The sequence below is a fragment of the Streptomyces sp. NPDC014870 genome (assembly GCF_043081505.1).
In the GTDB taxonomy this organism is placed as follows: domain Bacteria; phylum Actinomycetota; class Actinomycetes; order Streptomycetales; family Streptomycetaceae; genus Streptomyces.
Genome location: NZ_JBIBWQ010000001.1, coordinates 595,700 through 620,268 on the forward strand (window position 1 = coordinate 595,700; position 24,569 = coordinate 620,268).

Genomic DNA, 24,569 nt, shown 5'->3' on the forward strand with positions numbered 1-24,569 from the left:
TGTTTTGGGGTGTCCCGGTTCTATTTTCCTCTCGTTCCCCCCTCTCCCGGGGGGCGCCCCCCGCGGGGGGCGCGGGGGGGGGGGGGGGGGGGGGGGGGGGCCCCGGGGGGGGGGGGGCCCCCCCCTCGGGGGGGGTGCGGGAGGGTCAGTTCCGGTTGACGACGAACTGCGAGCCGGGCTCGATCAGGACGTCGCCCTCGGCCGAATTGGTGATGGTGACGCCGGTGAGCGTGGCGCTGCCGCGCGCGCCGCTCATCGCGAGGACGCCGGAGCCGTTGTTCGACTTGTCGATCCGGACGTTGGTGACCTTGACGTCCGGCATCTCGCCGCCGCCGGTCTTGAACTGGATGCCGTCGTACGTGGAGTCGAGGATGTCGGTGTCCCGGATGGTGACGCCCGGGATGGGCTGTCCCTGCGCGAAGAGCGTGATCGCGCCGAACTCCTGGTCCTCGTTCCAGAACGCGCCGCCGGTGCGGTGCAGGGCGTTGTTGGCGATCAGCGTCTGCCCGGTGAAGGGCAGCGGGTCGTGGTCGGTCGCCAACATGATGCCCGGGTAGTTCATGGTGTCCGCGATGATGTTGTTCTCGATGGTGTTCCCGAAGCCGCCGTAGACCGCGATGCCGTTGGCCCGCCAGGGCAGCTGGATGGTGTTGTTGCGGAAGTGGTTGTCGGATCCGATGTCCACCGAGGTGTCCTTGACGTACTTGCTGGCCCAGACGGCCAGCGCGTCGTCACCGGTGTTGCGGAAGGACGAGTCGAAGACGGTGGAGTTACGGGTGCCGTTGGCGAAGTTGATGCCGTCGGCGTAGGTGTTGCGGATCCGCATGCCGGTGAACTCCAGGCCGTCGCCAGGGCCCCAGAGCTCGGGGATGTTGGAGTAGTCGCGGCCGGCCCAGACGCCGACGTTGGCGTGCTCGATCCAGACGTTGCTGATCTTGGTGCCCTTGCCGAAGCGCCCGTTGAGGCCGACTCCGCCCTCGGCGTTGCCGTCGCCGCCGCGGATCTGGCCCGAGCCGAAGATGGCGATGTCGGAGATCTGCGTGTTGTGGTCGATGTCGAAGCCGAAGTTGCCCTCGTGCGGGTGGTTGATGCCGCCGGCCTGGTGCGGCGGGGTCAGCGTGGACAGCTGGGAGTGCCACATGCCCGCGCCGCGGATGGTGACGTCCCGGATGCCGACCTGGTTGAACTGACCGCGGTTGAGCGGGTCGTCGGTCAGGATCTTCTGCTCCTGGCGCCACTGTCCGGCGGGGATCCACACGCAGGCGATCTGGCCGTTCTGGTCGGCGGCCACGGCGCGCTGGAGGGCGTCGGTGTCGTCGATGCCGTCGTTCGGGACGGCGCCGTACTCGGTGATGGACGTGCAGTTGGCGGGCTTGGCGGCCGGTGGCGCCACCTGCTCCAGGTCGATGAGGTCGATGATGTGGAAGGCCGCCGAGTCGCCCGCGTCGCGCTGGAGCCGGAACTTCGTGCCCACCGGGTAGGTCTGGGTGAGCAGCGCGTGGGACTCGTCGAAGAGCCGGCGGGCGTCGCCGCCGGGCCGGTTGGTGAGGCCCTCGGGGTCGTCGGTGGTGCCGTAGAGCCAGCTGTGCTTGGACGACAGGGTCAGCTTGCGGACGAAGACGCCGTCGGCGTAGAGGCTGATCGTGGCGTCGGCGCCGCCGCCCGCGGCGGAGTCGGGGACGGAGTTGCGCACGACGATCGAGTTGGCGGGGTTCGTCGAGGTGAACTCGACGTACTGGCCCTGGGAGGTGAGCCGCACCGACTGACGGCCCGAGGACTCGGTGGCGAAGTTGGTGTGTCCGAAGGTCCGCTTCTGGTCGGCGGTGAGCAGGGTGCCGTCGTAGCGGGCGTCCTCCGCCTCGTACTCGGTGTACGGGACGGCCGCGCCGCGTCCGACGACGAGGGAGCGGGTGAAGACGTTGTTGTTCTCGTCGGTCTCGGCGAGGGTGCCGGTGGCGTCGGCGGTCGCGGTGAGCGTGGCGCCGCCGCTGGTGGCGGTCCAGGTGCCCGAGATGGCGACGGTGGCGGTCTGGCCCGCGGCGATCGCGCCCGCGGTGCCGTTCAGGGTGGTGGTGCCGGCCGTGAGCCGGGTGACCGTGCCGGCCGGGGCGCCGGTCGTGCCGCGGTTGTTCACCGCGACGGTGAACGTGACGGCGGAGCCGACGGCGGGGCTGGCAGGGCTGGTCGTGATGCCGGTGACCCGCAGGTCGGGGCCGGGGCTCTGGCCGACGACGAGCTTCGCCGCAGCCGTCCGGCTGTTGTTGCTGTTGTCCTGCTCGGCGACGGTGTCGTTCGGGTCGACCACGGCCGAGACGGTGTACGAGCCCATGGGGCGCTTGCCGACGGCGACCGGGACGGTCGCGGAGGCTCCGGCGGCCAGGGCCGGGACGGGGGCGGAACCGGCGACGGCGCCTTCCAGGCTGACCTGGACGGTGGTGGCGGTGGCGGCGGCCGAACCCGCGTTGCGTACGGTCGCGTCGACCGTCACGGAGTCCGTCTCGGAGGGGGCGGACGGGGTCCACGTCAGATCGGTGAGGGTGAGGTCGGGGTTGGGCGCGGCCGTGCCCACCACCTGGAACTCCGCGACCTGAGCGCCGGGGGCGCCGGTGTTGGAGAAGAACGTGAGGCGAAGGTCGGCGTAGCGGCCGGTGACCGGGATGGTGACGGTGTTCTGTCCGGAGGAGGGGCTGAAGGCGTAGTCGGCCCTCGCCTTGAGCGAGGTGAAGCCGCCGGCCGCCTGTTCCCGGCCGAGGACCTCGATCGACTGGGTCCTGGGGCCCCATATCGGGTCGGGGTTGAGCTTGACGACCACGGCCGTGACGTCGGCGTTCGCGCCGAGCTTCACGGTCAGGCTCGCCGGGAGGCCGGCGGACTCCCAGTAGGTGGTCGCGCTGTCGTCGTTGGCGTTGGCGGCGACGTACGTCTGGGTGGTCGAGGTCGCCTCGATCGGCTTGTTGCGCGCCAGGTTGGTCCCCGGGGGCGGGTCGACGGGGCCTCCTCCGCCGTCGCCGTATACCTCCAGCTCGGAGAGCTGGGCGGCGTTCCAGCCGGAGTTCGCCGTCACCTGGATCCGAACGTACCGGGTGGTGACCGAAGTGAGCCCGATGGTCACGGTGTTCGCCTGGGAGGGGTCGAACGCGCGCGCCTGGGCGGTCGCGAGGGTGGTGAACGTGGAGCCGTCGGTGCTGCCGAGCACACCGAGGGTCTGCGAGCGGGCCTCCCACGTGGTGGGGAGCTTCAGGACGACGCTGTCGACCCGGGTGCCCGCGCCGAGATCGACCTGCACCCACTGGGGGAAGGACCCGGCCGGGCCCTCCCAGTACGACTGCTGGCTGCCGTCGGTGACGTTGCCGGCCGGGTACGCGCCGTGGGCGCCGCCGGCGGCGGCGGGTCTGCCGAGTGCCAGGTTGGGTGCGGCTTCCGCCGCGGCCTGTGCGGTGACCGGGAGGAGTCCGACGGCGACCAGTGCGGCTATGAGCATGCCGATCGTCCACCGCCAGCTCAGGATCTTGCCTCTCATATGGGCCTCTCCACCGTGCTGGGCCCCGGCGCCGCCCCGAAACATCCTCACGCCAGGAACCGAGCGGAACTCTGACAATGAATGACGGCTACCTACAGACTTATTGAGCATTTTCGTTAATCTTTTGCAGCCGTCGGGGTGTCAGGTTTCTATCAGGTCACCGCTTTGTCAACAGCCGTGGCACGAAAAGGCTCCGGCGCCGGGGAGGCGGGTGCCTCCCCGGCGCCGGAGCCGGGAGAAGAGGTGAGGGGTGCCGGGGTCAGCCGAGCGGCGGCGGCGCCGTCGAGCCCCGTACGACGAGTTCGGGCTCGAAGAGCAGCTCACTGGGGTCCGTCTGCGTGCCCTGGATCTGGGCGCTGAGCAGTTCGACGGCCGCGCGCCCCATCGCCTCGATGGGCTGGCGGACGGTGGAGAGCGGCGGTTCCGTGCAGTTCATGAAGGCGGAGTCGTCGAATCCGACCACCGACACCTGCTCGGGAACGGAGAGCCCGCGCCTGCGCGCGGCCCTTATGGCACCCAGGGCGAGCGGGTCGCTGGCACACACGATGCCGGTGACGCCCCGCTCCAGGAGGCGGTTGGCGGCGGCCTGCCCGCCTTCGAGGGAGAAGATCGAGCGGACGACGTGCTCGTCGGGCAGCTTCGCGCCCGCCGCTTCGGCCACCGCGCGGGCCGCTTCGAGCTTGCGCCGCGACGGGACGTGGTCGCTGGGGCCGAGGACGAGCCCGATCCGCTCGTGCCCGAGCGAGGCGAGGTGGCGCCACGCCTGTTCCACGGCGACGGCGTCGTCACAGGAGACACAGGGGAAGGTGAGCCCCTCGATCGAGGCGTTGATGAGGACCACCGGGATGTTGCGCTCGGCCAGCTGGTGGTAGTGCTCGTGCGGGGCGTCCGCCTGCGCGAACAGGCCGCCGGCGAAGACCACGCCGGACACCTGCTGCTGGAGGAGGAGTTCCACGTAGTCGGCCTCGGAGACACCGCCCTTGGTCTGCGTGCAGAGCACGGGAGTCAGACCCTGCTGCGCGAGCGCGCCGCCGATCACCTCCGCGAACGCGGGGAAGATGGGGTTCTGCAGCTCCGGCAGGACGAGCCCGACGAGCCGGGCGCGCTCGCCGCGCAGCTGCGTCGGCCGCTCGTACCCGAGCACGTCGAGGGCCGTGAGGACGGACTGCCGCGTCGCCTCGGAGACACCGGGCTTGCCGTTGAGCACACGGCTGACCGTCGCCTCGCTGACTCCCACCTTCTTGGCCACCTGAGCAAGTCGTCGCGTCATGAACGCAAGAGTATCGCAAATTCCGCAAGAATGTTGCGCAGCCAGGTCGGCGAATCACTCATGGCGGGGCAGCGGCGCCCCAGGACGCCCCCGAGGCGAGACCCCCCACCTCCCGCAACCCCGCCCGAGGACACGCATCGCCTTCACCCTCCTTCGATTGCAACGACCCATTGCGTTCACTCCACACGTCATTGCATCAATTTACCCTCATTGACCTGCACTTGCCCGGTCCAGCTGATTGACGACACCATGAACGCAACGTAGCTTTCGGCATACGTCAAACACGCTATGTCGCGAGATGAGGACCAGTCATGAGTGAGACCCTGCACCACGTCACGTCGCTGCCGGCCGAGCGCCCGTCCGGCTGCCCCTTCGACCCGCCGGCCGAGCTGATCGATGCCCAGGGACACGGCCCCATCAGCCGCTACACCCACCCCGGCGGCAAACCCGGCTATGTGATCACCGGGTACGACCTGGTCAGGTCGGTCCTGGCCGACCCGCGGTTCAGCTCGCGCAAGGACCTCATGAACGTCGTCGACTTCCAGCTCCCTCCGGCGCCGCCCGGCGAGTTCCTGCTCATGGACGAGCCGGACCACGGGCGCTACCGGAAGCCGCTGGTGGGCAAGTTCACCGCGCGGCGGATGCGCCTTCTCACCGAGCGCGTCGAGCAGATCACCGCGGCCTGCCTGGACGCGATGGAGAAGAGCGGTCCGACGGCGGACCTCGTGGCCGCGTTCGCCAAGCCCATCCCCACGATCATCATCTGCGAACTGCTCGGTGTGCCGTACGAGGACCGGGACTCGTTCCAGGAGCAGATCGACAAGTTCATGAACGGGGAGACCAGCGACGAGGAGCTGATCGCGGCCTACACCGCGACCCAGGAGTACCTCGCACAGCTGGTGGTGGCCAAGCGCGCCGAACCGACCGACGACGTGCTCAGCGAACTCACCGACAGCGACCTCACCGACGAGGAGCTGAAGGGCATCAGTCTGATCCTCCTGGCGGCCGGGTTCGACACCACCGCCAACATGCTCTCGCTCGGCGCCTTCGCCCTGCTGCAGAACCCGGAGCAGCTGGCGGCACTGCGCGCCGACCCCGAGCTCACGGACAAGGCCGTGGAGGAGCTGCTGCGGTACCTGAGCGTCGCCAAGACGTTCATGCGGACGGCACTGGAGGACGTCGAGGTGGGCGGCGTGACCATCGAGGCCGGTACGACGGTCCTCCTCTCGTACAACGCCGCCAACCGCGACCCCGAGCGCTACCCCGACCCCCACGCGCTCGACATCCGCCGCGAGGCCGGCGGCCACCTGGCCTTCGGCCACGGCATCCACCTGTGCCTGGGGCAGCAGCTGGCCCGGGTCGAGATGCGGGTCGCGTTCTCCGCCCTGTTCAAGCGCTTCCCCACCCTCCGCCTCGCCGTCCCGGCCGAGGAGGTCGCCCTGCGCCCGGAGACCGCGGACATCTACGGCGTCAAGAGCCTCCCGGTCACCTGGGACGCCTGACACTCCCGCTGGTGGGTGAGGCAGCACCGGCTCCTTCACCCACCACCACCACCGCGCCCCGTCCAAGGCATCGATAGCCTGCGTCGATGGAGCGGATGGAGCGGATGAAGCGGATGAAGCGGATGAAGCGAACACAGCGGACGGCCGGAGCGATCGTCGGCGCGGCGGTCGGCGACGCGCTGGGCGCGCCCTTCGAGTTCGGTCCACCGGGAGCGTTCTCCGCTCGGTTTCCCGCACCCGGTGCCGGCGGCGAGATGTGCGGGGGCGGGGGCTGGGACCCGGGCGAGGCCACGGACGACACGCAGATGGCCGTCCTGGTCGCCGAGTCCCTGCTGGAGCGGGGCGGGCTCGATCTGCCCGACGTCTTCGCCCGTTTCCAGCGCTGGGCGGCGGCGGAGCCCAAGGACATCGGCCTGCAGACCGAGGACGTCCTGACCAACGGCGCGTCCTGGGACCTCGCGGCCGCGGTCCACTTCCAGGTCAATCAGAAGGCCGCGGGCAACGGCTCCTTGATGCGTGCGTCGACCTCGGCGGTGCACTTCGCCGCCGCCGGACAGGCGGCCACCATGGACGCGGCCCGTCGCATCGCCGCGCTCACCCACGGGGACCGGGCGGCCTGGGAGGGCACCGCGATCTTCCACGAACTCGTCCGCGTCACGCTCGACGGCGCCGACCCGCTCGCCGCGCTCCCGGGCGTCCTGGACCTGGTCCATCCGGGCCACCGCGAGCGCTACGCGGTCGTCCTCGCGCCCGACTGGCACCCCGAGCGGGCGACCGAGTTCAACGGTGCCGTCTGGCCCTGTCTGGGGTCCGCCGTGTGGGCCCTGCGTACGACCACGGGATTCGAGGACGCGCTGCGCGCGGCGCTCGATCTCGGTGGGGACACCGACACCGTCGCGGCAGTGACCGGCGGCCTCGCGGGGGCGGCCTACGGGCTCGACGCGATTCCCGAGCGGTGGACCCGGCCGCTCCACGTCCCCCTCCCCGGATTCGACGGACGGGTCCTGCGCCTCGCGGAGTTGGTCCGGCTCGCGCGGCGGCTCGAAGGCTGAGCCGGGGCCTCTTCGGTGCGTGTCACTCCGGAGCGTTCCGGATGCCTTCCCCCGCGCCACCCCCCTTACCTTGTCGGCGGCGCCCGCCAGACCGCCCAGTAGGGAGCCGGGGAGCAGTGATGCCGACGACCGCCGCCACGACCGACCGCCCGACCGCCGCCGTGCTCGGGCGGCGGGAGCGTGCGGTGCTCGCCGCGGTCGGGTGCGGTCTGCGGGACGACGAGGTCGCCACCGCCCTCGCGCTTCCGGAGAGCGTGGTCGCCGAGGACCTCGCGCGGATCCTCGGGAGGCTCGGACTGCGGGACCGGGCCGCCGCCATCGTGTACGCCTTCGACTGCGGGCTGAGCGTTCCCGGGCGGGGGCCCCGCACGGGGTCGGCGGGCCCGTCCTCGCCGTCCGGCCCAGCCGTGCGGATCTCGCTGCTCGGGCCGGTGCGGGCCACGCGGGACGGGCGCCCCCTGAACCTCGGGCACCTCCGGCAGCAGGCCGTGCTCGCGGCGCTCGCGCTGAGCGCGGGCCGCACGCTGAGCCGACGCGAACTCCTCGACGACGTCTGGGGAATGGAGTCGCCGGCCGCCAATGTGATCCCGGTCTACGTCTACCGGCTGCGCAAGGCCCTGCGCCTCGGGGACACCCCGGACTCCGTCATCGAGCACGCCCGGTGCGGCTATCGCCTGGTCGCCGACGCCGTCGACGTCGACGTGGCGCGGATGGAGGAGCTGGTCTCCGGCGCCGGGGCGGCCGAGCGCGCGGGCGAGCCGGCCGAGGCGGTCCGCCTGTGCGCCCAGGCGCTGGAACTCTTCCGCGGCGAACCCCTGGCCGGCCTGCCCGGCCCACTCGCCGAACTGGAGCGGCTGCGGCTGACCGCGCGCCGGATCGCCCTCGCCCGGCACAAGGCCGAGGGGCAACTGCGGCTCGGCCGGGACGCGGACGCGATCGCCGAGCTGTTCGCCCTGACGGCGGCCCACCCCCTGGACGAGCCGCTGGCCGCGACGCTGATGCGCGCGCTGTACCTCAACGGCCGGCAGGCCGACGCCCTGGCCGTCTTCGACCTCGCCCGCCGCCGCCTCGCCGAAGAGCTGGGCGTACCACCGAGCCGGCTGCTGCGCCGGACGCGGCGGTTGATCCTGCGCGGCGACGACCCCGTCGGCCCGGGGCCGTACGACCCCGCTTCGACGACGCGACGCCGTCAGCCGTAGTACCCGACCGCGCCCCGAGGCACGCGCACGCACCCCCGCGCCGACACGCCCCTCACCTCACCACACTGCACGTCACCTCACGACAGAGAGGCACCCCATGGCACGAACCGGCTTGTCCCGCCTGCTCTCCAGACTCGCCGTCATCACCGGCTTATGGGCCCTGGTCATCACCATGACGGCCCAGTCCGCCACCGCCCGGCCGATCCCCGTCCCCGGACCGGGGGACGACCGGTACGGCGTCTCCCGGTACTTCATGGGCCCGGAGGGAACCGTCGGTGGCATGGCCATCCCCACCGTCCCGTGTGATCCGGCCGGCCCGTCGGCCACCGACGGCGTCCTGGCCGACCAGCTCAATCCGCAGCTCGGCGCGAAGATGGCCGGCTATCTGGACGCGTACAAGATGTCCTGCGCCCGCATGGTGACGCAGGCGGTGAAGGACCGCGGGCTCAACCCGAGGGCCGCGACGATCTCCATCGCCACGATCATCGTCGAGGCGAGCATGAACAACTACTCCCAGGCGGTCGACCACACCAGCCTCGGCCTGTTCCAGCAGCAGGACTGGTGGGGCACCCGCGAGCAGCGGCTGAACCCGGCCTACGCCACCAACGCCTTCCTCGACGCGATGGAGCAGCAGTTCCCCGGCGGCTCCTGGAACGACCACGAGATCGGCTACGTCGCCTGGAACGTCCAGCGGCCCCGTGAGGACCTGCGCCACCTGTACGGCATCGAAGCCGGCGACGCGGCACTCATCGCCAACGCGCTGTGGGCCGGTACGGGTGGTGGGCCGAAGCACCCGTACGCCTCGGGCCGGGTGGTCTCCGGGCGGTCGGCGGACGGCCGCCTCGAAGCCTTCGCCGCCGGCGCCGACGGCGTGTACCACGCGTGGCAGACGGCCGTGAACGGCGCCTGGTCGCCGTGGCGTTTCGCCGGCGGTCCGCGCAACGCCCAGCTGGCGGTGGCCTCCAACGCGGACGGCCGGCTGGAGCTGTTCGCGCTGTCGGACAGCACGTTCGACCACATGTGGCAGACCGGGCCCAGCGCCGGGTGGTCCGGCTGGGCGAACTTCGGCACCGGTGGGCATCGAGTGGCGGCGGGCACCAACGCCGACGGCCGCATCGAAGTGTTCGCCTCCAACGCGAGCGGTGTGTTCCACCGCTGGCAGAACGCGCCCAGCGGCGGTTGGGCCGCGTGGGAGGGCACCGGCGGCGGGCCGGCGAACGCGCGCCTCGCCATGGAGACCGCGCCGGACGGTCGCCTGGAGGTGTTCGCGCTCTCTGACGCGACGTTCGGGCACCTGTACCAGACCGGCGTCAACGGCGGCTGGTCCACGTGGGAGGACTTCGGCACCGGCGGAAAGGCGGTCGCGGTCAGCCACAACCAGGACGGCAGGCTCGAGGTGTTCGCGTCCAACTCCACCGGCGTCTACCACCGTTGGCAGACCAGCCCGACCTCGTGGTCCGCATGGACGGGCACGGGCGGTATCCCCGACGCCGAGCTGGCCACCTCGCGGTCGGTGGACGGCCGGGTCGAGGTGTTCGCGATCAACGCCACCACCGCGAGCCACGCCTGGCAGACCGGACCTAACGCGGCGTACGCGCAGTGGGAGACGTTCGGTGGCGGCGGCACGACGATCGGCGCGAGCAACAACGCCGACGGCCGCATCGAGGTGTTCGGCACCAGCCACGCCGGCGTCTACCACCGCTGGCAGACCGGCTTCTCCACCTGGTCGGAATGGGGCTGGCTGAACGACTCGGGCCCGGCGATGAACTAGGGCGGGTGAACGACTGAGCCGTGGGGGTCGATCAAAAGGAGAGGCCCTGCGGCGGCGGCCCCGCGACTGCGAGGCCGCCGCCGCTGCACCCAGGGGCTACCGCGCCAGCCAGGCGTCGTACACCGTGACCTGCGAGGCGGTGCCCGCCGTGTCGACGATGTCCCCGCGGAGCGAGACCGTCCCGCCCGCGGCCGGAGTCTTCACCTCGACAGCGCCGCTCGTGACAGTCCGCTCCACCCAGGTCTTCCCGCCGTCCACCGACGCGTAGACCCGGCGGCTCTGCAGCATGCCCGGCGTGGCAGCCGTGCCTTGGACGACGACGGGCACCCCGACCGGCTTTCCGGCGTCCACCGTGGAGTCCAGGCCGAGGCTCGGCGTGAACCGGGCCATGGACAGCGGCAGCTTCACGCCCTTCGCCGGCCGCTCGGAGCGGAAGTCCCAGCGCACGTCCACCCGGGACGACGCCCGCGCCACGCCCGGGGCCCGCGTCACCGAGGCGGTCAGGGTGTACGCAGGGTACTCGGCCGAGACAGCGAAGGTGGCGGGAGCGGGATCCTCGGCCGGCTCGCCGAGCAGCTCGCCGTCGCGGTAGAGCGCGGTGCGCATCGCGCTGCAGTCGGTCCAACCGTAGTGCCCTTCCCCCTCGGCGACCATCGGCAGGTAGGCGGTGATCCGGTCGCCCGAGCGCTGCACGCCGTAGCCAGACGCGATCATGGGGCCTGCGACACCGGAGTTGAAGCGGACCTCAGCGCGCGCCTGCGGCGAACCTGCTGCCGCCCGTCATGTAGAACGTGTCCGTCGGGACGGACACATGGCCCTGCGCGCCCTGGCGGGCCGTCGAGCTGCCCAGGCCGAGGGCGCCGAGGCGCGCATCGAGGCCGTGGCCAAGGCCGCGGAGATGGCCGTCGCCGAACTGGACGCGGCGACGCAGCGGTTCGGGACCGAGACGGAGAAGATCCGCAAAGAGACCGCGCAGCAGGTGGCCGACGCCGAGTTCGTCCGCGCCGAGCTGGAGCGCCACCGCGAGCGGGTCGCCCAGCTGGAGGAACGCCTCGACAAGGTGCGCGACGAGGCGGACGCGGCCCGGCGGGAGCGGGGCGAGCTCGCGCTCCGGGCCGAGCGGCATCAGTGCGCGGTGACCTGCGAGGCGCGGCCCGGTCCGTACCCGACGCGTGGAGTGCGTCGGGCACGGTACGGGCCGCGTCCGGTCGGGGGCGGTGTCTTGTCAGGAGGCGAAGGCCCGCTCCAGCCGGGGAATCAGGTCTCGCAGGGACTCTTCCCAACAGCCGCCGTTGTGACCGCCGTTGCACTGGGTGCCCCAGCCGGAGCCGTCGCCGTAGTTGACGTAGTGGTACGACATGCCCAGGGCGTCCATCGCGTTCTTGACGTGCTTGGCCGCTCCTTCGAGCCAGAACTCGATGTCGGTGGGCGAGCCGCCGCCGTTGCCGACGTACAGGGAGACGCCGACTCCGCCGGCCTTGAGCCGGTCCATGTGCTGCGACGGGTCGACCTCGTTCCACCGCCGGTCGGCGTTGAACACCGGGTACGGCGAGCCGAACGCGGCGTCACTGTCGACGGCGGGCTTGTACGGGGAGTCGTTGGGGTCGCAGACACCGGACGCCGAGCCGCAGATGGCGCCCTGCGCGTCGATGAGCGAGGCGACGACGGCCAGCCGTAGGTCCATCGACCTGACCGACAGGTCGATGTCGCCGGACAGGGACGCGGTCTGGCTGAACAGGTCGGGGCGGGCCTGGGCGTAGTGGAAGGCCCCGAAACCGCCCATGGAGACGCCGGTGACGGCCCGCGCCTTCTTCGTCGGGATGGTCCGCAGGTTGGCGTCGATGAACGGGATCACCTGCCCCAGGTGGAAGTTCTGCCAGTTCTGGGCGCCCGCCGGGGTCTTCTGGTTCAGCCAGTTCGCGTACCAGCCGCGCGCTCCGCCGTCCGGAATGACGGTGATCATGGAGTCCGACATGGACAGGGCCGGGTAGTTCTGCCGCACGGGGTCGTCGGGCGAGCCGTGCAGGAAGTACATCACCGGATAGCGCCGAGCCGGATCGTCGTAGTAGCCGCGCGGCAGAATGATCTTGATGTGCTGCTCGCCGGCGACCTCGGGCGTGGTGACCGTGAGGTAGAAGTCGGTCGCGCTGCCCTTCGCCGTGTCGATCTGGGTCAGGCCGAAGCCGTTCGCCATCGGCGGCGGTACGGTGCCGCCGTCGGCGGCCTGTACCGAACCCGTGGGCGCGACCAGCGCCGCCACGGTGGCGAGCATCCACGCCGCCCCGACGCGCCACCAGTTCGTTCGTCCTGTCGCTCTCTTCACTGTGTTCCCCCTCCTGTCAGTTCAGGATCTTGATCTGCAGTTCCGGTGAGGCCGCGATCTGTTCCTCGGTGAATCGCTCCGTCACCCACTTCCCGGCCGAGAAGAGCTTCGTCTGGTCGGCGTGGTGCGGTGAATTCGGGTCGGCCGACTGGGAGTAGGCCAGGACGGACAGCGCCTCGGGCGGGCCGTCGGCCGTGAACCGGACCTGCTGGACGAAGCTCGACCCGTACACGATGTCGAACCTGCCGTCGACCTGGCCCGGAGTGATCACGTTCAGCACGCCGAGCTGACCGATCGAGCCGTGGATGGGGATCTGTTCACCACCACGGGTGACCTTCTGGACGTCCGACAGCGGGGCGTTCAACGCGATGCCCGCCGTGCGCAGCGCGTGGACGGCCCGGGCCAGCGCGTCCCGGACGGCGGAACTCCCGGCGTCCAGCGAATTCGGTGTGTGCACCGGGTCCTTGGGGTCGAAGGGGACCCGCCACGGCAGCTTCTCGATCCCCTGTCCGCCGAGCAGGAAGGACCAGTAGTGGGCGAACAGCCAGGACCCCCTGCTGTCCGAGGTGAAGTCGTGGCTCTTCCAGGCGGCCAGGATCGGGCACGCCTCGCTCACGTTCACCAGGTTGCCGTCCACCAGGACGAGCCCGAAGGGGACGTTCTGGCACGCCTTCACGGTGGCACCGAGGGCCAGGTCGGCCGCCCTGCTGTTGTCGGCGAAGAGCAACTGCCCCATGGTCTGCGGGGTGAAGCCCCGCCCCGGCAGCCCGTCGGTGCCGTCGATCCGGCGCTGAGCGGTCAGGAGGAGCTCCTGGGTACGCAGCGAGCGGGGCGCCGCGGTGTCGCCCATCACCCGGGGGAATGCCAGCGGTTGCTCCGGGTTGGCCAGCCAGGGGCTGTCGTTGGCGTTGCCCACGAAGTCGGCGCGGATCAGGCGCGGTTGCTTCTTCGGGTCGAGGAGCCCCGGTGCGACCGCGTTCGGGTCGTCGGGCCAGTCGCAGGCGCTGCGCTTGCCGTCGAGTATGGAGATCGGCGGGACGTTCGGCAGCCGCGGCGACTGGTGGAACAGCAGCTTGCCGGTCTCGGTGAGACACGACCGGGCGTGCTCGTCGGTGATGTTGGGGGTCGCCTGGATGTCGGCGTACAGGGCGTTGCCCTTGCGGTCGGAGGCGAGCGTGTTGAAGAAGGGCACGCCCTGCGTGCTCTCCAGCGTGTCGACGACCTCGTGGACGTCCTTGGCCTGGTCGAGCCGGAACCAGGTGTTCAGTGCGCGCAGGTTGTCCATGTTCACATCGCGCACCGCGTGGGCGCTGACCACCCACGGCAGAGGTACGCCCTGCAGGGAGGTGGTGATCGGGCCGTAGCGGGTGGACCACAGGGTCCTGGTGACCTGCGAGAGGGTGCCGTCGGCGTTCCGCACGTCGACCGCGACCTTCTGCGAGGTCATCCGCTCCCAGGCGCCGTCGACCAGGTACATGGTGGGGTTCAGCGGATCCACCTGGACGTCGAAGAGACCGAACGGGGCGACGGTGGCGACCGTGTGGCTCCAGGCGACGTTCTCGTTGTAGCCGATGTTGATCGCGGGGAGTCCCAGCAGGCTGGCCCCGGAGACGTTGACCTTGCCCGGGATCGTCAGCTGGCTCTGCCACATCCGGTTCTTGCCCTGCCAGGGGAAGTGCGGGTTGGCCAGCAGCATGCTGGTGCCGCCGGACACGCCCTGCGATCCGACCGCGAGCGCGTTGCTGCCCATGCTCTGTTCGCGGCCGGCGGCCATCGCGTCACGGATCTTCGCCGCGGTCGCGGCGGGCGAGGATGTCGGCTTCGCGGCGCGCGACGACGCCTGTTTCCCGGCGGGCGAGGACGCCGGCTTCGCCGTGGCCGACGCGCCCGGGGGTGCGGCGTTCACGAGGCCGTCGAGCAGCGCGTCGGCGCTGCCCATGATGATCTCCGCATGGGCGTGCCGGTAGACGTCCAGCTCCGTGATCGGGCGGACCCAGGCCGCGCCGCGGCAGGCCGGGTCCGAGAGGTTGTCCACGCCCGTCTCGGCCAGGTACCTGTTGTATCCCTGGACGTAGCCGCGGATGGCCTCCACCACCTCCGGGGCGGGGCCGTCCGGCGCGGGCTTGGCGAGGAGCCGTTCCACCACCCGGTTGTCCTTGATCCGCTGGAAGTACAGGTCGCTGTTGAGGTTGCTGGTGGTGTTCTGGTTCTGGCCGGGGCTCGCTCTGCCGTCGGGCCCCAGGTGGCGGGACCGCTGGGCGTCGACCATCAGATAGGTGTCGGCCAGGGTGCAGACGTTGTCCTTGGCCGCCGCGTATCCGTAGCCCGTGCCGAGTCCCTCCCAGTCCGAGGCGACGATGTGCGGGATGCCGTACTCGGTGTAGCGGATCGTCGGCTTCAGCGGTCCCGGCTCGACGCCGGCCGGCTCCGCGGCCTCCGATCCGGTGGCCGCGAGCGTGCTCATCACCGCGACGACGGCCAGGACCGCCATCGGCAGCCTCGCTCCACGTCTTCTCCGTGCCATCGAGCCGTCCTTCCCCTGGGGTACGGGCCTTGGTCCGAACGCGGACACGCTAGGGAGCGGCGATGAAATACCGATGACACGGCCGACCGGCCGGACCGCGCGCCGCGGCGGAACAGTCGTGGCGCAACGGGTCGCGGCGCAACCGATCGAGGCGCAACGGTCGAGGCACAACGGGCCGCGGCGCAACCGGTCTTGGCGGCCGCGCCGTAGCCGACGGGGCTCCCGCCTGTCAGTCCGTAACCTTCCGGGGTCCCCCGGCGCCGCGGCGTTGCTACCTTCCAGACGCCCGCTCCCCACGGCCGTTTCCCGCCGCTTCGGACCCCACGCCAAACGCCCGACCAGGAGGACACGTTGACCGCGCAGCAGCCCACCCGCAGGAGCATCCTGAAGTCCGCCGGAGGCCTCTCGGCCGCGCTGGCCCTCGGCGCCGGAGGCGTCCTCGCGAGCGCGTCCTCCGCCGCCGCCGTCGGTGACGGCTTCGGTCTGCGCATCGTGGAGCGCGGCGAGGCCGACCCCCGCATGTGGTACTACCGCTTCCAGACGAACGCGATCGGCTGGAACCCCGCCGTGAACGTGCTCCTGCCGGACGACTACCACTGGAGCGGACGCACCTATCCCGTGCTGTACCTCTTCCACGGAGGCGGCCACGGCCAGGACTTCATCACCTTCGACCGCGAGCGTATCCGCGACTGGACCGCGGGCAAGCGGCTCATCGTCGTCATGCCCGACGGCGGCAGCGCGGGCTGGTACTCCAACCCCGTGAGCTCGAACGTCGGCCCGCGCAACTGGGAGACGTTCCACATCGAGCAGCTGATCCCGTGGATCGACGCGAACTTCCGCACCTTCGCGGAGTACGACGGCCGCGCCGTGTCGGGCTTCTCGATGGGCGGCTTCGGCGCGCTGAAGTACGCCGCCAAGTACTGGGGGCACTTCGCCTCGGTGAGCTCCCACTCGGGACCCGCCAGCCTGCGCCGGGACAACGGTCTCGTGGTCCACTGGGCCAACGCCACCTCCGCCGGCCTGGACCTGGCGGGCGGCACGGTCTACGGCGCGCCGTTCTGGGACGAGGCCCGGGTGAACGCCGACAACCCGATGCAGCGGATCGAGAGCTACCGCAACAAGCGTGTCTTCATGGTCGCCGGGACGAGCCCGGATCCGGTCAGCTGGTTCGACACCGCCAACGAGACCCAAGTGCTCGCGGGGCAGCGGGAGTTCCGCGCCGCGCTCGGCCACGTGGGCATCCCGCACGAGTGGCACGAGCTGCCCGGCGGCCACTTCGTCCGCCACGACATGCTGGTGCGTGACATCGACGGTGTCATCGCCCGGCTGCGCAAGGCGTGACCGCGCGCCTCGCCCCGCACCCCCGTCCCAGCCACCCCGAGACCGCCGAGGGGAGGAGCGTCCCGTGTTCCGTGGACTCTCCCGACGCGCACTGACCTGTGTTCTCGCGGCGACCGCCGCCCTGCTGCTCCCGTCGACACCGGCCACGGCCGCGACGGCGACGGCCTCGGCCGGCCGCGCGGCGGTCGCCGGGGCGGCCTGCCCGGCCGCCGGCACGGTGACCCAGCACTACCACAGCGGCCACAACGGCGTGGACATCGCCAACGCCGTCGGGACGCCGATCTACGCCGTCGGGGACGGCGAGGTGACCATCTCCGGGTACGAGTCGGGCTACGGCCAGTGGATCCGGGTCCAGCACGCGGACGGGAGGATCTCCGAGTACGGGCACATGTCCCGGCGTGACGTCTTCGAGGGCGACCGTGTCGTGGCCGGCCAGCAGATCGCCCTGATGGGCTCCGAGGGGAACTCCACAGGACCCCACCTCCATCTGCGGATCTGGGGCGACCGGTCCGCCTCGTGGGGCGTCGACCCCGAGGTCCATCTCGCGGAGCGCGGCATCGTGCTGCCCTGCACGCCCGGGCCCGGCCCGCAGCCCAGGCCCCCGGTCTATCCGGCGGAGTCGGGCCGGGTCGTGTCGGCGCGTTCGGCGGACGGGCGCCTCGAGGTGTTCGCGGCCGCGGCCGACGGCATCCACCACGCCTGGCAGCAGCGGGTCAACGGCGACTGGTCGTCCTGGGAGTCGCTCGGCGGGCCGGCCGACGCCCAGCTCGCCATCGCGCCCAACGCCGACGGCCGTCTGGAGCTGCTCGCCCTCAACGGGAACACCTTCCAGCACCGCTGGCAGCTGAACCCGTCCGGGGGCTGGTCGAACTGGGCGGAGTTCGGCGGCGGTGGCCGCGACACCGCGGCCGGCGTCAACGCCGACGGCCGGATCGAGGTCTACGCGTCAGGCCCCGTCGGGCTCTTCCACCGCTACCAACTCGCCCCGAACGGCGGCTGGTCGGAGTGGGAGTCCACCGGCGGCGGCCCCGCCGACAGCCGGGTGGAGATGGGGAAGGCGCCCGACGGCCGCCTGGAGGTCTTCGCCCTCAACGGCGCCACCTTCGAGCACAAGTACCAGACCGCCCCCAACGGCGGCTGGTCCGCCTGGGCCGGCTTCGGTGAGGGCGGCCACGACCTGACCGTCGACCACAACGCCGACGGACGTCTGGAGGTCTTCGCCTCGGGTCCGGTCGGGGTGTTCCACAAGTACCAGACGGGTCCTGCCGGTTGGTCCGAGTGGGAGGGCACCGGAGGCGGCCCCGCCAACGCGCAGCTCACCAGCGAACGCACCCCGGACGGCCGGGTCGAGGTCTTCGCCATGAACGGCACGACCGCCGTGCACAGCTGGCAGACCGGCCTCAACGCCCCCTACAGCCCGTGGGCCTCCTTCGGCACGGGCGGCACCGAGGTCACCGCCGCCGCCAACGCCGACGGCCGCATCGAGGTCTTCGGCACCAACCCCGTCGGCACCTTCCACACCTGGCAGACCGGCTTCAGCACCTGGGCCGACTGGATCTGGGTGAACGACACCGCGGGACCCGGCCTCGACTGAGCCGCCGTCGACCGACCCACCCGTCCCGCCCGGCGCCATCCCCACGCCCACTCCACCCGTGGCAGGCCGTGTCCCCGCGACACGGCCTGCCGCACGGTACGTCCGGAGGACCCATGCTTCCGATCAGCCGCCGGAGCCTGTTGCGCGGCGCGGCCGGCGCCGGCGCGCTGCCGCTCCTGGGCGCGGCCGCCGGCCCGGCCCTCGCCGCGTCCGCCGGGGAGGCCCCGCCCGCCCGCTGGGTGGGCGCGGGACCCTTCACGTACGTCCACGACCCCTCCACCGCGACCGGCCCGCGCTATCTCAACGATCACACCCTGGTGAAGGCCCACGGCCGCTGGCATCTGTTCGGCATCGTCGGGGAGAGCGCCCCGCGCGGCGAATCCCCCGACAGCGCCCAGGAGATCGCCTTCGCCCACGCCTCCGCGCCGAGCCCGTACGGTCCGTGGACCGGCCATGCCGACGCGCTCACCGTCGAAACGTCGTACTTCGGCGAGGAACACCTGTGGGCGCCGCACGTCGTCGAGGCGGACGGCCGGTGGTGGATGTTCTACGCCGCGGGCGGGGCGAGCGGCGCGGCCGTCAACCTCGCCACGTCGACCGACCTGTTCACCTGGACCCGCGAGCCCTCGGGCCCGCTCTTCCGGGGACTCGCGGCGCGTGACCCGATGGTGCTGCGGATCGGCGGCGAGTGGGTCATGTACTACACCGAGCTGTCGGGCCCCGGCGGCCACCACGTCGTGGCCCACCGGCGCTCCGCCGACCTGCTGCACTGGAGCGAGCCGGGCGTGGCGTTCACCGACGCGAGCACGGACGCGACCGTCTCGGTCACCGAGTCGCCGTACGTCGTCGAACGGGACGGCTGGTACTACCTGTTCATCGGCCCCAGGAACGGTTACGAAGGCACCGACGTGCTGGCCTCCCGGGACCCGTTCCATTTCGAGCTCGCCGGCCACGCGGGCCATGTGGCCGGTCACGCCGTCGAGGTGGTCCACGACGGGGACGCCTGGTACGCCACCGCCGCGGGCTGGTTCCGGCACGGGCTCTCCGTGGCGCCGCTGCACTGGCGGGACGCTCCGCCGCCGTGGCAGAGCCCCGACAACCCGGTGGCCGCTCTCGACGTCCACGGCCGGCTCACGGTGTTCGCGCTCGACGCCGCCGACCGCTCGATGCTGCGGCGCGTCCAGACCGACCCGCACACCGACAGCTGGTCGGAGTGGGAGGCGTTCGGCGGGCCGGCCGGGGCGGTACCCACGCTCGGCCGCACCCCCGACGGCAGGCTCGAGGTGTTCTCGCTCGCCCCGGGCGGCGTCAACCTGCACCACCGGGTGCAACGGCCGGACGGCGGCTGGTACGCGTGGGAGGAGTTCGGCGGCCCGGCCGGCGCGGCACCGGCCGTGGCCCGCGACGCCGAGGGCCGGCTCGAGGTCTTCGCGCTGAGCCCGGGCGGCGGCTCCGTCGCGCGGCGGCGGCAGCGGTCGGCGGGGTCGCCCGACTGGGACGGCTGGGAGGTCGGATTCGGCGGCGCGGCGGGCGCGCCGCCGGTGGTCGCGGCCAACGCCGACGGGCGGCTTGAGGTGTTCGTCCTCTCCCCCGGCGGCGCGGGGATCCGCCACCGCTGGCAGGAGACCCCCGGCGGCCGGTGGACGGCGGCGTGGCACGCGTACGGGACCGCGGCGGGGGCCGCGCCCCGGGTCGCGAGGGACGGCAGTGGCCGGCTCACCGTCGCCGCGATCGGCCCTTCGGGCGTGGGCACGTTCGCCCGGCGGCAGTCCGTGGCGAGCGGCGGCTGGGCCGAGTGGCTGCCGCTGTTCGGCTGGTCCGCGGCCGCCCCGGCGTTCGCGGCCAACGCCGACGGCCGGCTCGAGGCGTTCTCGCTGTCGCCCGCTGGCGCCCGGCTCAGCCATCGCTGGCAGGTCGCCCCGGGCGGGGAGTGGGCTGCCGGTGGGGAGTTCGGCGAGCCGGGCCTGCGGCTCGCGGCCACGCCGACGTCGGTCCTCGACGCCACCGGGCGGCAGCACGTCTTCGGGGTCACCGTCGCGGGTCTGGTCCGGACCCGCGTCCAGGAGCGGCCGAGCGGCGGCTGGCGCCCCTGGTCGGCGTTCGGCGAGCGTGCGGTCGCGCCGCTGGTGTCGGGCAGCCCGGCGCTCTGAGGAGGGTGCGGATCGCGCCAACCGGACAGAGTCTTCGCTGTCGTGATCGCGCGGCGGGGACAGAGGCGCCCGCGCCTCTCCTCGAGCGCGGCGGCGGCCCGTCTTCCCACGCCTCGCGGTGAGTTCACCAGCATGACCGGCCGGCTCCGCCCCGGAGGACCGGTCGGCGGTGGGGGTCGGTTTCGGCGATGTGGCCGATGTGCGCCGGTGAACTCCTCCGAGGGATGAGTATCGTTCGGCTCGTCCGACACGTGACGCGGGGGAACGGGGGAGCGGTGAGTGGCGTAGTCGTCCATCTGCCGCCGGGGAGCGGCGGCGCCGACGGCGCCGCACCACACGGTGAAGCGGTGACCTTACGGCTCGGGCCCGGCGAGGTCGCCCGCTTCGGGCGGGGCTCAGCCAGGGTCCCCGTCGAGCTGTGCCTCGACGATCCGGCGATCTCCCGGCTCGCCGGGGAGATCCGCGTGACCGACGACCACTGGCAGCTGACGAACCACAGCTCGACCCACAGCTATCTCGTGGAGAACCCGGAGGGAGCGGGCGAGTACCTGAGGGTGCCGCCCCGCCGGGTCGGGGCGCCCATCCCCTTCGAGTTCTCCCGCGTGGTGCTGCCCACCCGCGGTGAGGTCACGGTCTCCTTCCAGGTGTTCGCCCCCGACCACCTCTATCTCGACCCGGAGGCCACGGGACTGCCCTGGGGGAACAGCACGGTCACCGCGTACTCCCTGGACGAGACGGCCACCTACTTCCTGGTCCTCGTCGCGCTCTGCGAGCCGCGGCTGCGGGACCAGTCACGGGTGGCGGTCCCGACGACGCCCCAGATCGCCGAGCGGCTCAGGGGGCACGGCGGCACCACGCCGACTCCGCGGGCGGTCAGCTCGCACATCGACTACCTCGCCGAGGAGAAGCTGCGCATCGGCGGCCAGGACGCCCACGACCCGGGTAGGAGCGACCGCCGCAACGGCAAGCGGGAGGAGATCGTCGGGCTCGCGCTGCGCTTCGGACTCGTACGGGAGGAGCACCTCGCGCTGCTGCCGCCCCTGTCGGCGGCCGGCGGGCGGGAGCGGCAGGCCGCGCGATGACCCGGCCGCACGGCCCGGGAGACACCACCGAGTGCGACCGGACGGAGCTGCTCCCGCCCGGCTTCCCGGTGGGCGACTGGGTGGTGACCGAGCTGATCGGCGCCGGTGGCTGGTCCACGGTGTACGCGGCGCGGCCCGCGGACCCGGCGTCCGGCCGGCCCGCCGACGTCGCGCTCAAGATCATGCCGACGGCCGGGCTCGCGCCCCTGCAGACCCGCAGGATCGTGGAGTCCGCCCAACGCGAGGTCGAGCTCGGCCGGCGGGCCGGGCATCCCCGGTTGATCGGTCTCGTGGAGTCGTTCGTGCTCGCCGCGCCCGACCGTCCCTGCCTTGAGGGTGCGCTCGTCCTGGTCATGGAGCGGGCCACCGGCAGTCTGCGGGAACTTCTGGACACGGGGGTGCCCGAGTCCGATCGTGGCCGGCTGATCGCGGGCATCTGCGAGGGTCTCGCCCATCTGCACCGTTCGGGCTGGGTCCACGCCGATCTCAAGCCGGAGAACGTCCTGCTTGCCAGGGACGGCTCGGTGAAGCTCTCGGACTTCGGCCTCGCCACCGAACTGACGGGAACACACGGGTACGCGCCGCCCATGGGCACCCTCGACTACCTCCCGCCCGAGCGCTGGCGGGCGCCGCTCGGCGAACGGGGCGTGCGGGTCAGGCCGACCGCCGACATCTGGGCGCTCGGCATCGTCGTCCACGAGGTGTTCGCCTCGGGCGGTTCGCCGTTCCCCGGTGCCACCCCCATGGCGCGCGGCGCCTCGGTGCAGGCGTACGGCCAGGGGCGCGCCCCGCTGCGCATGGACGCCGAGGTCCCGGCGTTCTGGCGGTCCCTCGCCGCCGACTGCCTCGCCCCAAACCACGAGGCCCGCGCCCCGCACACCGCGGAGCGCCTGCTCGCCCGCATCGCCGCCCACCAGGCACGGCCCGTGGCGAGGGCGGGGGCCGGGCGGCTGCGCCACCGGGCCCGCGCCGCCGTGCTCGCCACGACGCTGTGCGGGATCGCGGGCGCGACCCTGTGCGCGGACGCGGTACGGGTCGGCCCGTCCGCGCCGCCGGACCGCGCGGCCGCGACGGCGGGCACGGTACGGGTGTTCAACGCGGAGCGCGGCTGCCGGGAGCGGGCCGACCGGGACCGGGGTTGCAGCCTGGGCCTGGCGATCGATCCGGCGCGGCCGTACACGGCGGACAACGTGGTGCGGACCCGGGTGTGGCACGGCGACGCCTTGGTCGCCGACTGCCGGTTCACCGGCGGTGAGCCCATCATCGACGAGGAGGACCTGCGTTCCACCGACTGGTACCGCGTCCGTCTCCCGTCCGGCTCGCTGCCTCCGGCGGCCTGGCTCCCCGCCGTACGCACCAGGGACCGGCCGTCGTTGCCGGACTGCCCGCGCCCCGCGGCCGGCCGCTGAGCGGTGACACGGTCGTGGCGTGGCCGTGACGGCCCCGCCGCGACCGTGCCGCAGCATGGTGTCCAGGAGGCCGACATGTCGATTCATTACCACAAGCAGATCACCCTCGTCCCGAAGCTGCTCCGCCTGAACATCGGCTCGCACGGCTGGTCCCTGAGCTTCGGCCCGCGCCGGGCGCACATCACCCGGCACGGCGGAGGCGGGCACAGCGCGTCCGTGCGGCTGCCGGGCGGGATCACCTGGCGCCGGCGCGTCCGCAGGCGCCGCTGAGGGCCCGGCGCCCGCTGAGGCTGCCCCCGGCAGGCACCGGCAGGCCCTGCGGACGTGCCGCCCCCGGCAGCCCCTGCGGGCATGCCCGCCCCGGCAGTCTCGCGGACGTGCCCTGGGCCGACGGGCCTCAGCAGGAGAGGGTGCCCCTGCGGAGCGCGTGGCCGCCGGTGTTGCTGTCGTCCGCCCAGTACACGGGCTTGGTCCCGCCGACGCACTCCTCGGCCCCCGCGACAGCGAAGCCCTCGTTGTTGAGGTCGGGCATGCCGCTCGGCCGCGCGTGGACGGCGGTCGGGGCGAAGGTGCCGGTGGAGCCGATCTTCATGGTGCGGTGCTCACCGCCGCACGTGTCGTCGCAGACCAGCCACAGGCGCGCGGCCTGGGGCTCCCACTGGAGCTCCATCACGCCGGGCATCCCACTGGCGAACGTGGTGACGCGGGTGGCGGTGCCGCTGTCCTGGAGGACGTAGCCGTGGACCGCGCCGGTGCCCTCCACGCCGAGCAGGAAGACACCGCCGGTGTGCGGGCCGTACCGGCTCGGGTCGTACGCCGCGCCGGTCGTCTCGTCCTTCAGGCCGGCTCCGACGAGGGTGGCGTCGGGGATCCAGGTGATCGCCTCGAAGCCGAGGTTGGAGCCCACGGCCGGCAGGGAGGCGGTCAGATTCCACTCCTTGGCGGCGGTCAGGCTGCCGCCGGTGCCGCCCGCGACGTCGTAGCGGAGGACGGACAGGCGGCTGGTGCCGGACGCGTCTCCGTTGCGCTCGGTCGCGACGTACGCGCCGCCCGCGGCTCCCGCGCCGGTCAGGGTGACGGCCTCGCTGTCGGGGCTTCCGGCGCCACCGGGGTAGCGCAGGCTCTTGCCCGAGGACCAGCCGTTCGCGGTGTCCGGGCGCCAGCCACCGGAGCCGTCCCGGACCAGCCGCCACAGCTTGCCCGAGTTCTGGGCGCCCCACAGCACGGCCCCCTCCTGGTACAGGCCGCTCAGATCCTCGCCGAAGACGTTCGAGCCGTCGGCGGTCGCCACCGCGCTGCCGCCCGGCCAGGCCACCGGGCTCGTACCGCCGCCGGAACCGCAGCTGTTGAGCGCGCCGAGCGTCAGAGGCGCCTTGGCGAAGGCGCCGGTGCCGTCGGGGCAGCGCGACCAGGAGGGGGCCGAGTGCGCGCTCCAGCCGTACTCGTCGACCAGCGTGCCGCCGTCGGGCAGGTAGAGCCGGGCCTTGTCGCTGGAGCCGAGGCCGAAGGCCGCGTGCACGTCGAACGCGCGCGCCGCGCCCGGGGCGAGCGTCGTCCCGGCCGGAACCGTGAACTTCGAGCTCTTGTTGTCGTCCTTGAGGATCCAGCCGGAGATGTCGACCGGGGCCGCGCCCTTGTTGAACAGTTCGACCGAGTCGTCGACGCTGCCGGTGGTCACCACCTCGTTGATCCGGATGTCGTCGGCCGGTGCGGCGTGGGCCACGGGCGCGGCGAGTGTCGCGGCGGCGGCCAGCGTGGCGCAGGCGACGGCGAGGCGGAGCGGGGCATGGGGCACGGTGGCCGTCCTCAGGGTGGGGAGTCGAGGCGTGGGT

General features: G+C 72.4%; 17 protein-coding genes. 10 read left to right on the forward strand and 7 right to left on the reverse strand.

All coding sequences use genetic code 11. The features are described 5' to 3' along the window. Nucleotides 1-145 precede the first annotated feature (145 nt). Nucleotides 146-3,520 carry a CARDB domain-containing protein gene (locus tag ACF09C_RS02460; protein WP_392087747.1) on the reverse strand — a complete coding sequence of 1,125 codons (3,375 nt, stop codon included), beginning with the start codon at nucleotides 3,518-3,520 and terminating at the stop codon, nucleotides 146-148. 259 nt (nucleotides 3,521-3,779) lie between these two features. Then, entirely contained in the window at nucleotides 3,780-4,790 is a 1,011-nt protein-coding gene (locus tag ACF09C_RS02465) for a LacI family DNA-binding transcriptional regulator (protein ID WP_392087750.1), read from the reverse strand. Nucleotides 4,791-5,101: 311 nt separating this feature from the next. Here ACF09C_RS02465 and ACF09C_RS02470 point away from each other — a divergent pair, with 311 nt between their 5' ends. From ACF09C_RS02470 to ACF09C_RS02485, 4 genes are all read left to right on the forward strand, one after another. Beyond that, the gene (locus ACF09C_RS02470; protein ID WP_392087752.1) at nucleotides 5,102-6,292 is read left to right on the forward strand and encodes a cytochrome P450; all 1,191 of its coding nucleotides are present in this window, start codon (nucleotides 5,102-5,104) and stop codon (nucleotides 6,290-6,292) included. A 122-nt stretch (nucleotides 6,293-6,414) separates the two neighbouring features. Further along, nucleotides 6,415-7,344, forward strand: a complete 930-nt coding sequence (locus ACF09C_RS02475) for an ADP-ribosylglycohydrolase family protein (RefSeq protein ID WP_392088672.1) — start codon at nucleotides 6,415-6,417, stop codon at nucleotides 7,342-7,344. A 119-nt stretch (nucleotides 7,345-7,463) separates the two neighbouring features. Further along, a complete protein-coding gene (locus ACF09C_RS02480; RefSeq protein WP_392087754.1) occupies nucleotides 7,464-8,543 on the forward strand; it encodes a BTAD domain-containing putative transcriptional regulator in 1,080 nt (359 codons plus the stop codon). A 97-nt stretch (nucleotides 8,544-8,640) separates the two neighbouring features. Continuing rightward, nucleotides 8,641-10,314 (forward strand): peptidase M23, encoded by a 1,674-nt coding sequence (locus ACF09C_RS02485; protein WP_392087757.1) that lies wholly within the window; start codon nucleotides 8,641-8,643, stop codon nucleotides 10,312-10,314. Nucleotides 10,315-10,410: 96 nt separating this feature from the next. Here ACF09C_RS02485 and ACF09C_RS02490 read toward each other — a convergent pair whose 3' ends face one another. The 4 genes from ACF09C_RS02490 to ACF09C_RS02505 form a co-directional block, all read right to left on the reverse strand. Further along, the gene (locus tag ACF09C_RS02490; RefSeq protein WP_392087760.1) at nucleotides 10,411-11,028 is read right to left on the reverse strand and encodes a hypothetical protein; all 618 of its coding nucleotides are present in this window, start codon (nucleotides 11,026-11,028) and stop codon (nucleotides 10,411-10,413) included. A gap of 31 nt (nucleotides 11,029-11,059) precedes the next feature. Next, nucleotides 11,060-11,440 carry a hypothetical protein gene (locus tag ACF09C_RS02495; RefSeq protein WP_392087762.1) on the reverse strand — a complete coding sequence of 127 codons (381 nt, stop codon included), beginning with the start codon at nucleotides 11,438-11,440 and terminating at the stop codon, nucleotides 11,060-11,062. A gap of 99 nt (nucleotides 11,441-11,539) precedes the next feature. Continuing rightward, nucleotides 11,540-12,586, reverse strand: a complete 1,047-nt coding sequence (locus ACF09C_RS02500) for an alpha/beta hydrolase (RefSeq protein WP_392087763.1) — start codon at nucleotides 12,584-12,586, stop codon at nucleotides 11,540-11,542. 67 nt (nucleotides 12,587-12,653) lie between these two features. Beyond that, complete coding sequence (locus ACF09C_RS02505; RefSeq protein ID WP_392087765.1) at nucleotides 12,654-15,161, reverse strand: penicillin acylase family protein; 2,508 nt, start codon at nucleotides 15,159-15,161, stop codon at nucleotides 12,654-12,656. Nucleotides 15,162-15,512: 351 nt separating this feature from the next. Here ACF09C_RS02505 and ACF09C_RS02510 point away from each other — a divergent pair, with 351 nt between their 5' ends. The 6 genes from ACF09C_RS02510 to ACF09C_RS02535 all read left to right on the forward strand — a co-directional run bounded on the left by ACF09C_RS02510 (nucleotide 15,513) and on the right by ACF09C_RS02535 (nucleotide 23,007). Next, nucleotides 15,513-16,502, forward strand: a complete 990-nt coding sequence (locus ACF09C_RS02510; RefSeq protein ID WP_392087767.1) for an alpha/beta hydrolase — start codon at nucleotides 15,513-15,515, stop codon at nucleotides 16,500-16,502. A 64-nt stretch (nucleotides 16,503-16,566) separates the two neighbouring features. Beyond that, nucleotides 16,567-18,096, forward strand: a complete 1,530-nt coding sequence (locus tag ACF09C_RS02515; protein WP_392087769.1) for a peptidoglycan DD-metalloendopeptidase family protein — start codon at nucleotides 16,567-16,569, stop codon at nucleotides 18,094-18,096. A gap of 113 nt (nucleotides 18,097-18,209) precedes the next feature. Further along, nucleotides 18,210-20,246 (forward strand): family 43 glycosylhydrolase, encoded by a 2,037-nt coding sequence (locus tag ACF09C_RS02520; RefSeq protein WP_392087771.1) that lies wholly within the window; start codon nucleotides 18,210-18,212, stop codon nucleotides 20,244-20,246. A gap of 275 nt (nucleotides 20,247-20,521) precedes the next feature. Continuing rightward, a complete protein-coding gene (locus tag ACF09C_RS02525; RefSeq protein WP_392087774.1) occupies nucleotides 20,522-21,328 on the forward strand; it encodes an FHA domain-containing protein in 807 nt (268 codons plus the stop codon). Beyond that, the gene (locus tag ACF09C_RS02530) at nucleotides 21,325-22,737 is read left to right on the forward strand and encodes a serine/threonine-protein kinase (RefSeq protein WP_392087776.1); all 1,413 of its coding nucleotides are present in this window, start codon (nucleotides 21,325-21,327) and stop codon (nucleotides 22,735-22,737) included. The genes ACF09C_RS02525 and ACF09C_RS02530 overlap by 4 nt, the downstream gene beginning before the upstream one ends. 75 nt (nucleotides 22,738-22,812) lie before the next feature. Continuing rightward, entirely contained in the window at nucleotides 22,813-23,007 is a 195-nt protein-coding gene (locus ACF09C_RS02535) for a DUF4236 domain-containing protein (RefSeq protein ID WP_392087779.1), read from the forward strand. 127 nt (nucleotides 23,008-23,134) lie between these two features. On the opposite strand, the gene ACF09C_RS02540 is transcribed toward ACF09C_RS02535, so the two are convergent. Further along, nucleotides 23,135-24,532 carry a lamin tail domain-containing protein gene (locus ACF09C_RS02540; RefSeq protein ID WP_392087780.1) on the reverse strand — a complete coding sequence of 466 codons (1,398 nt, stop codon included), beginning with the start codon at nucleotides 24,530-24,532 and terminating at the stop codon, nucleotides 23,135-23,137. Nucleotides 24,533-24,569 lie beyond the last annotated feature (37 nt).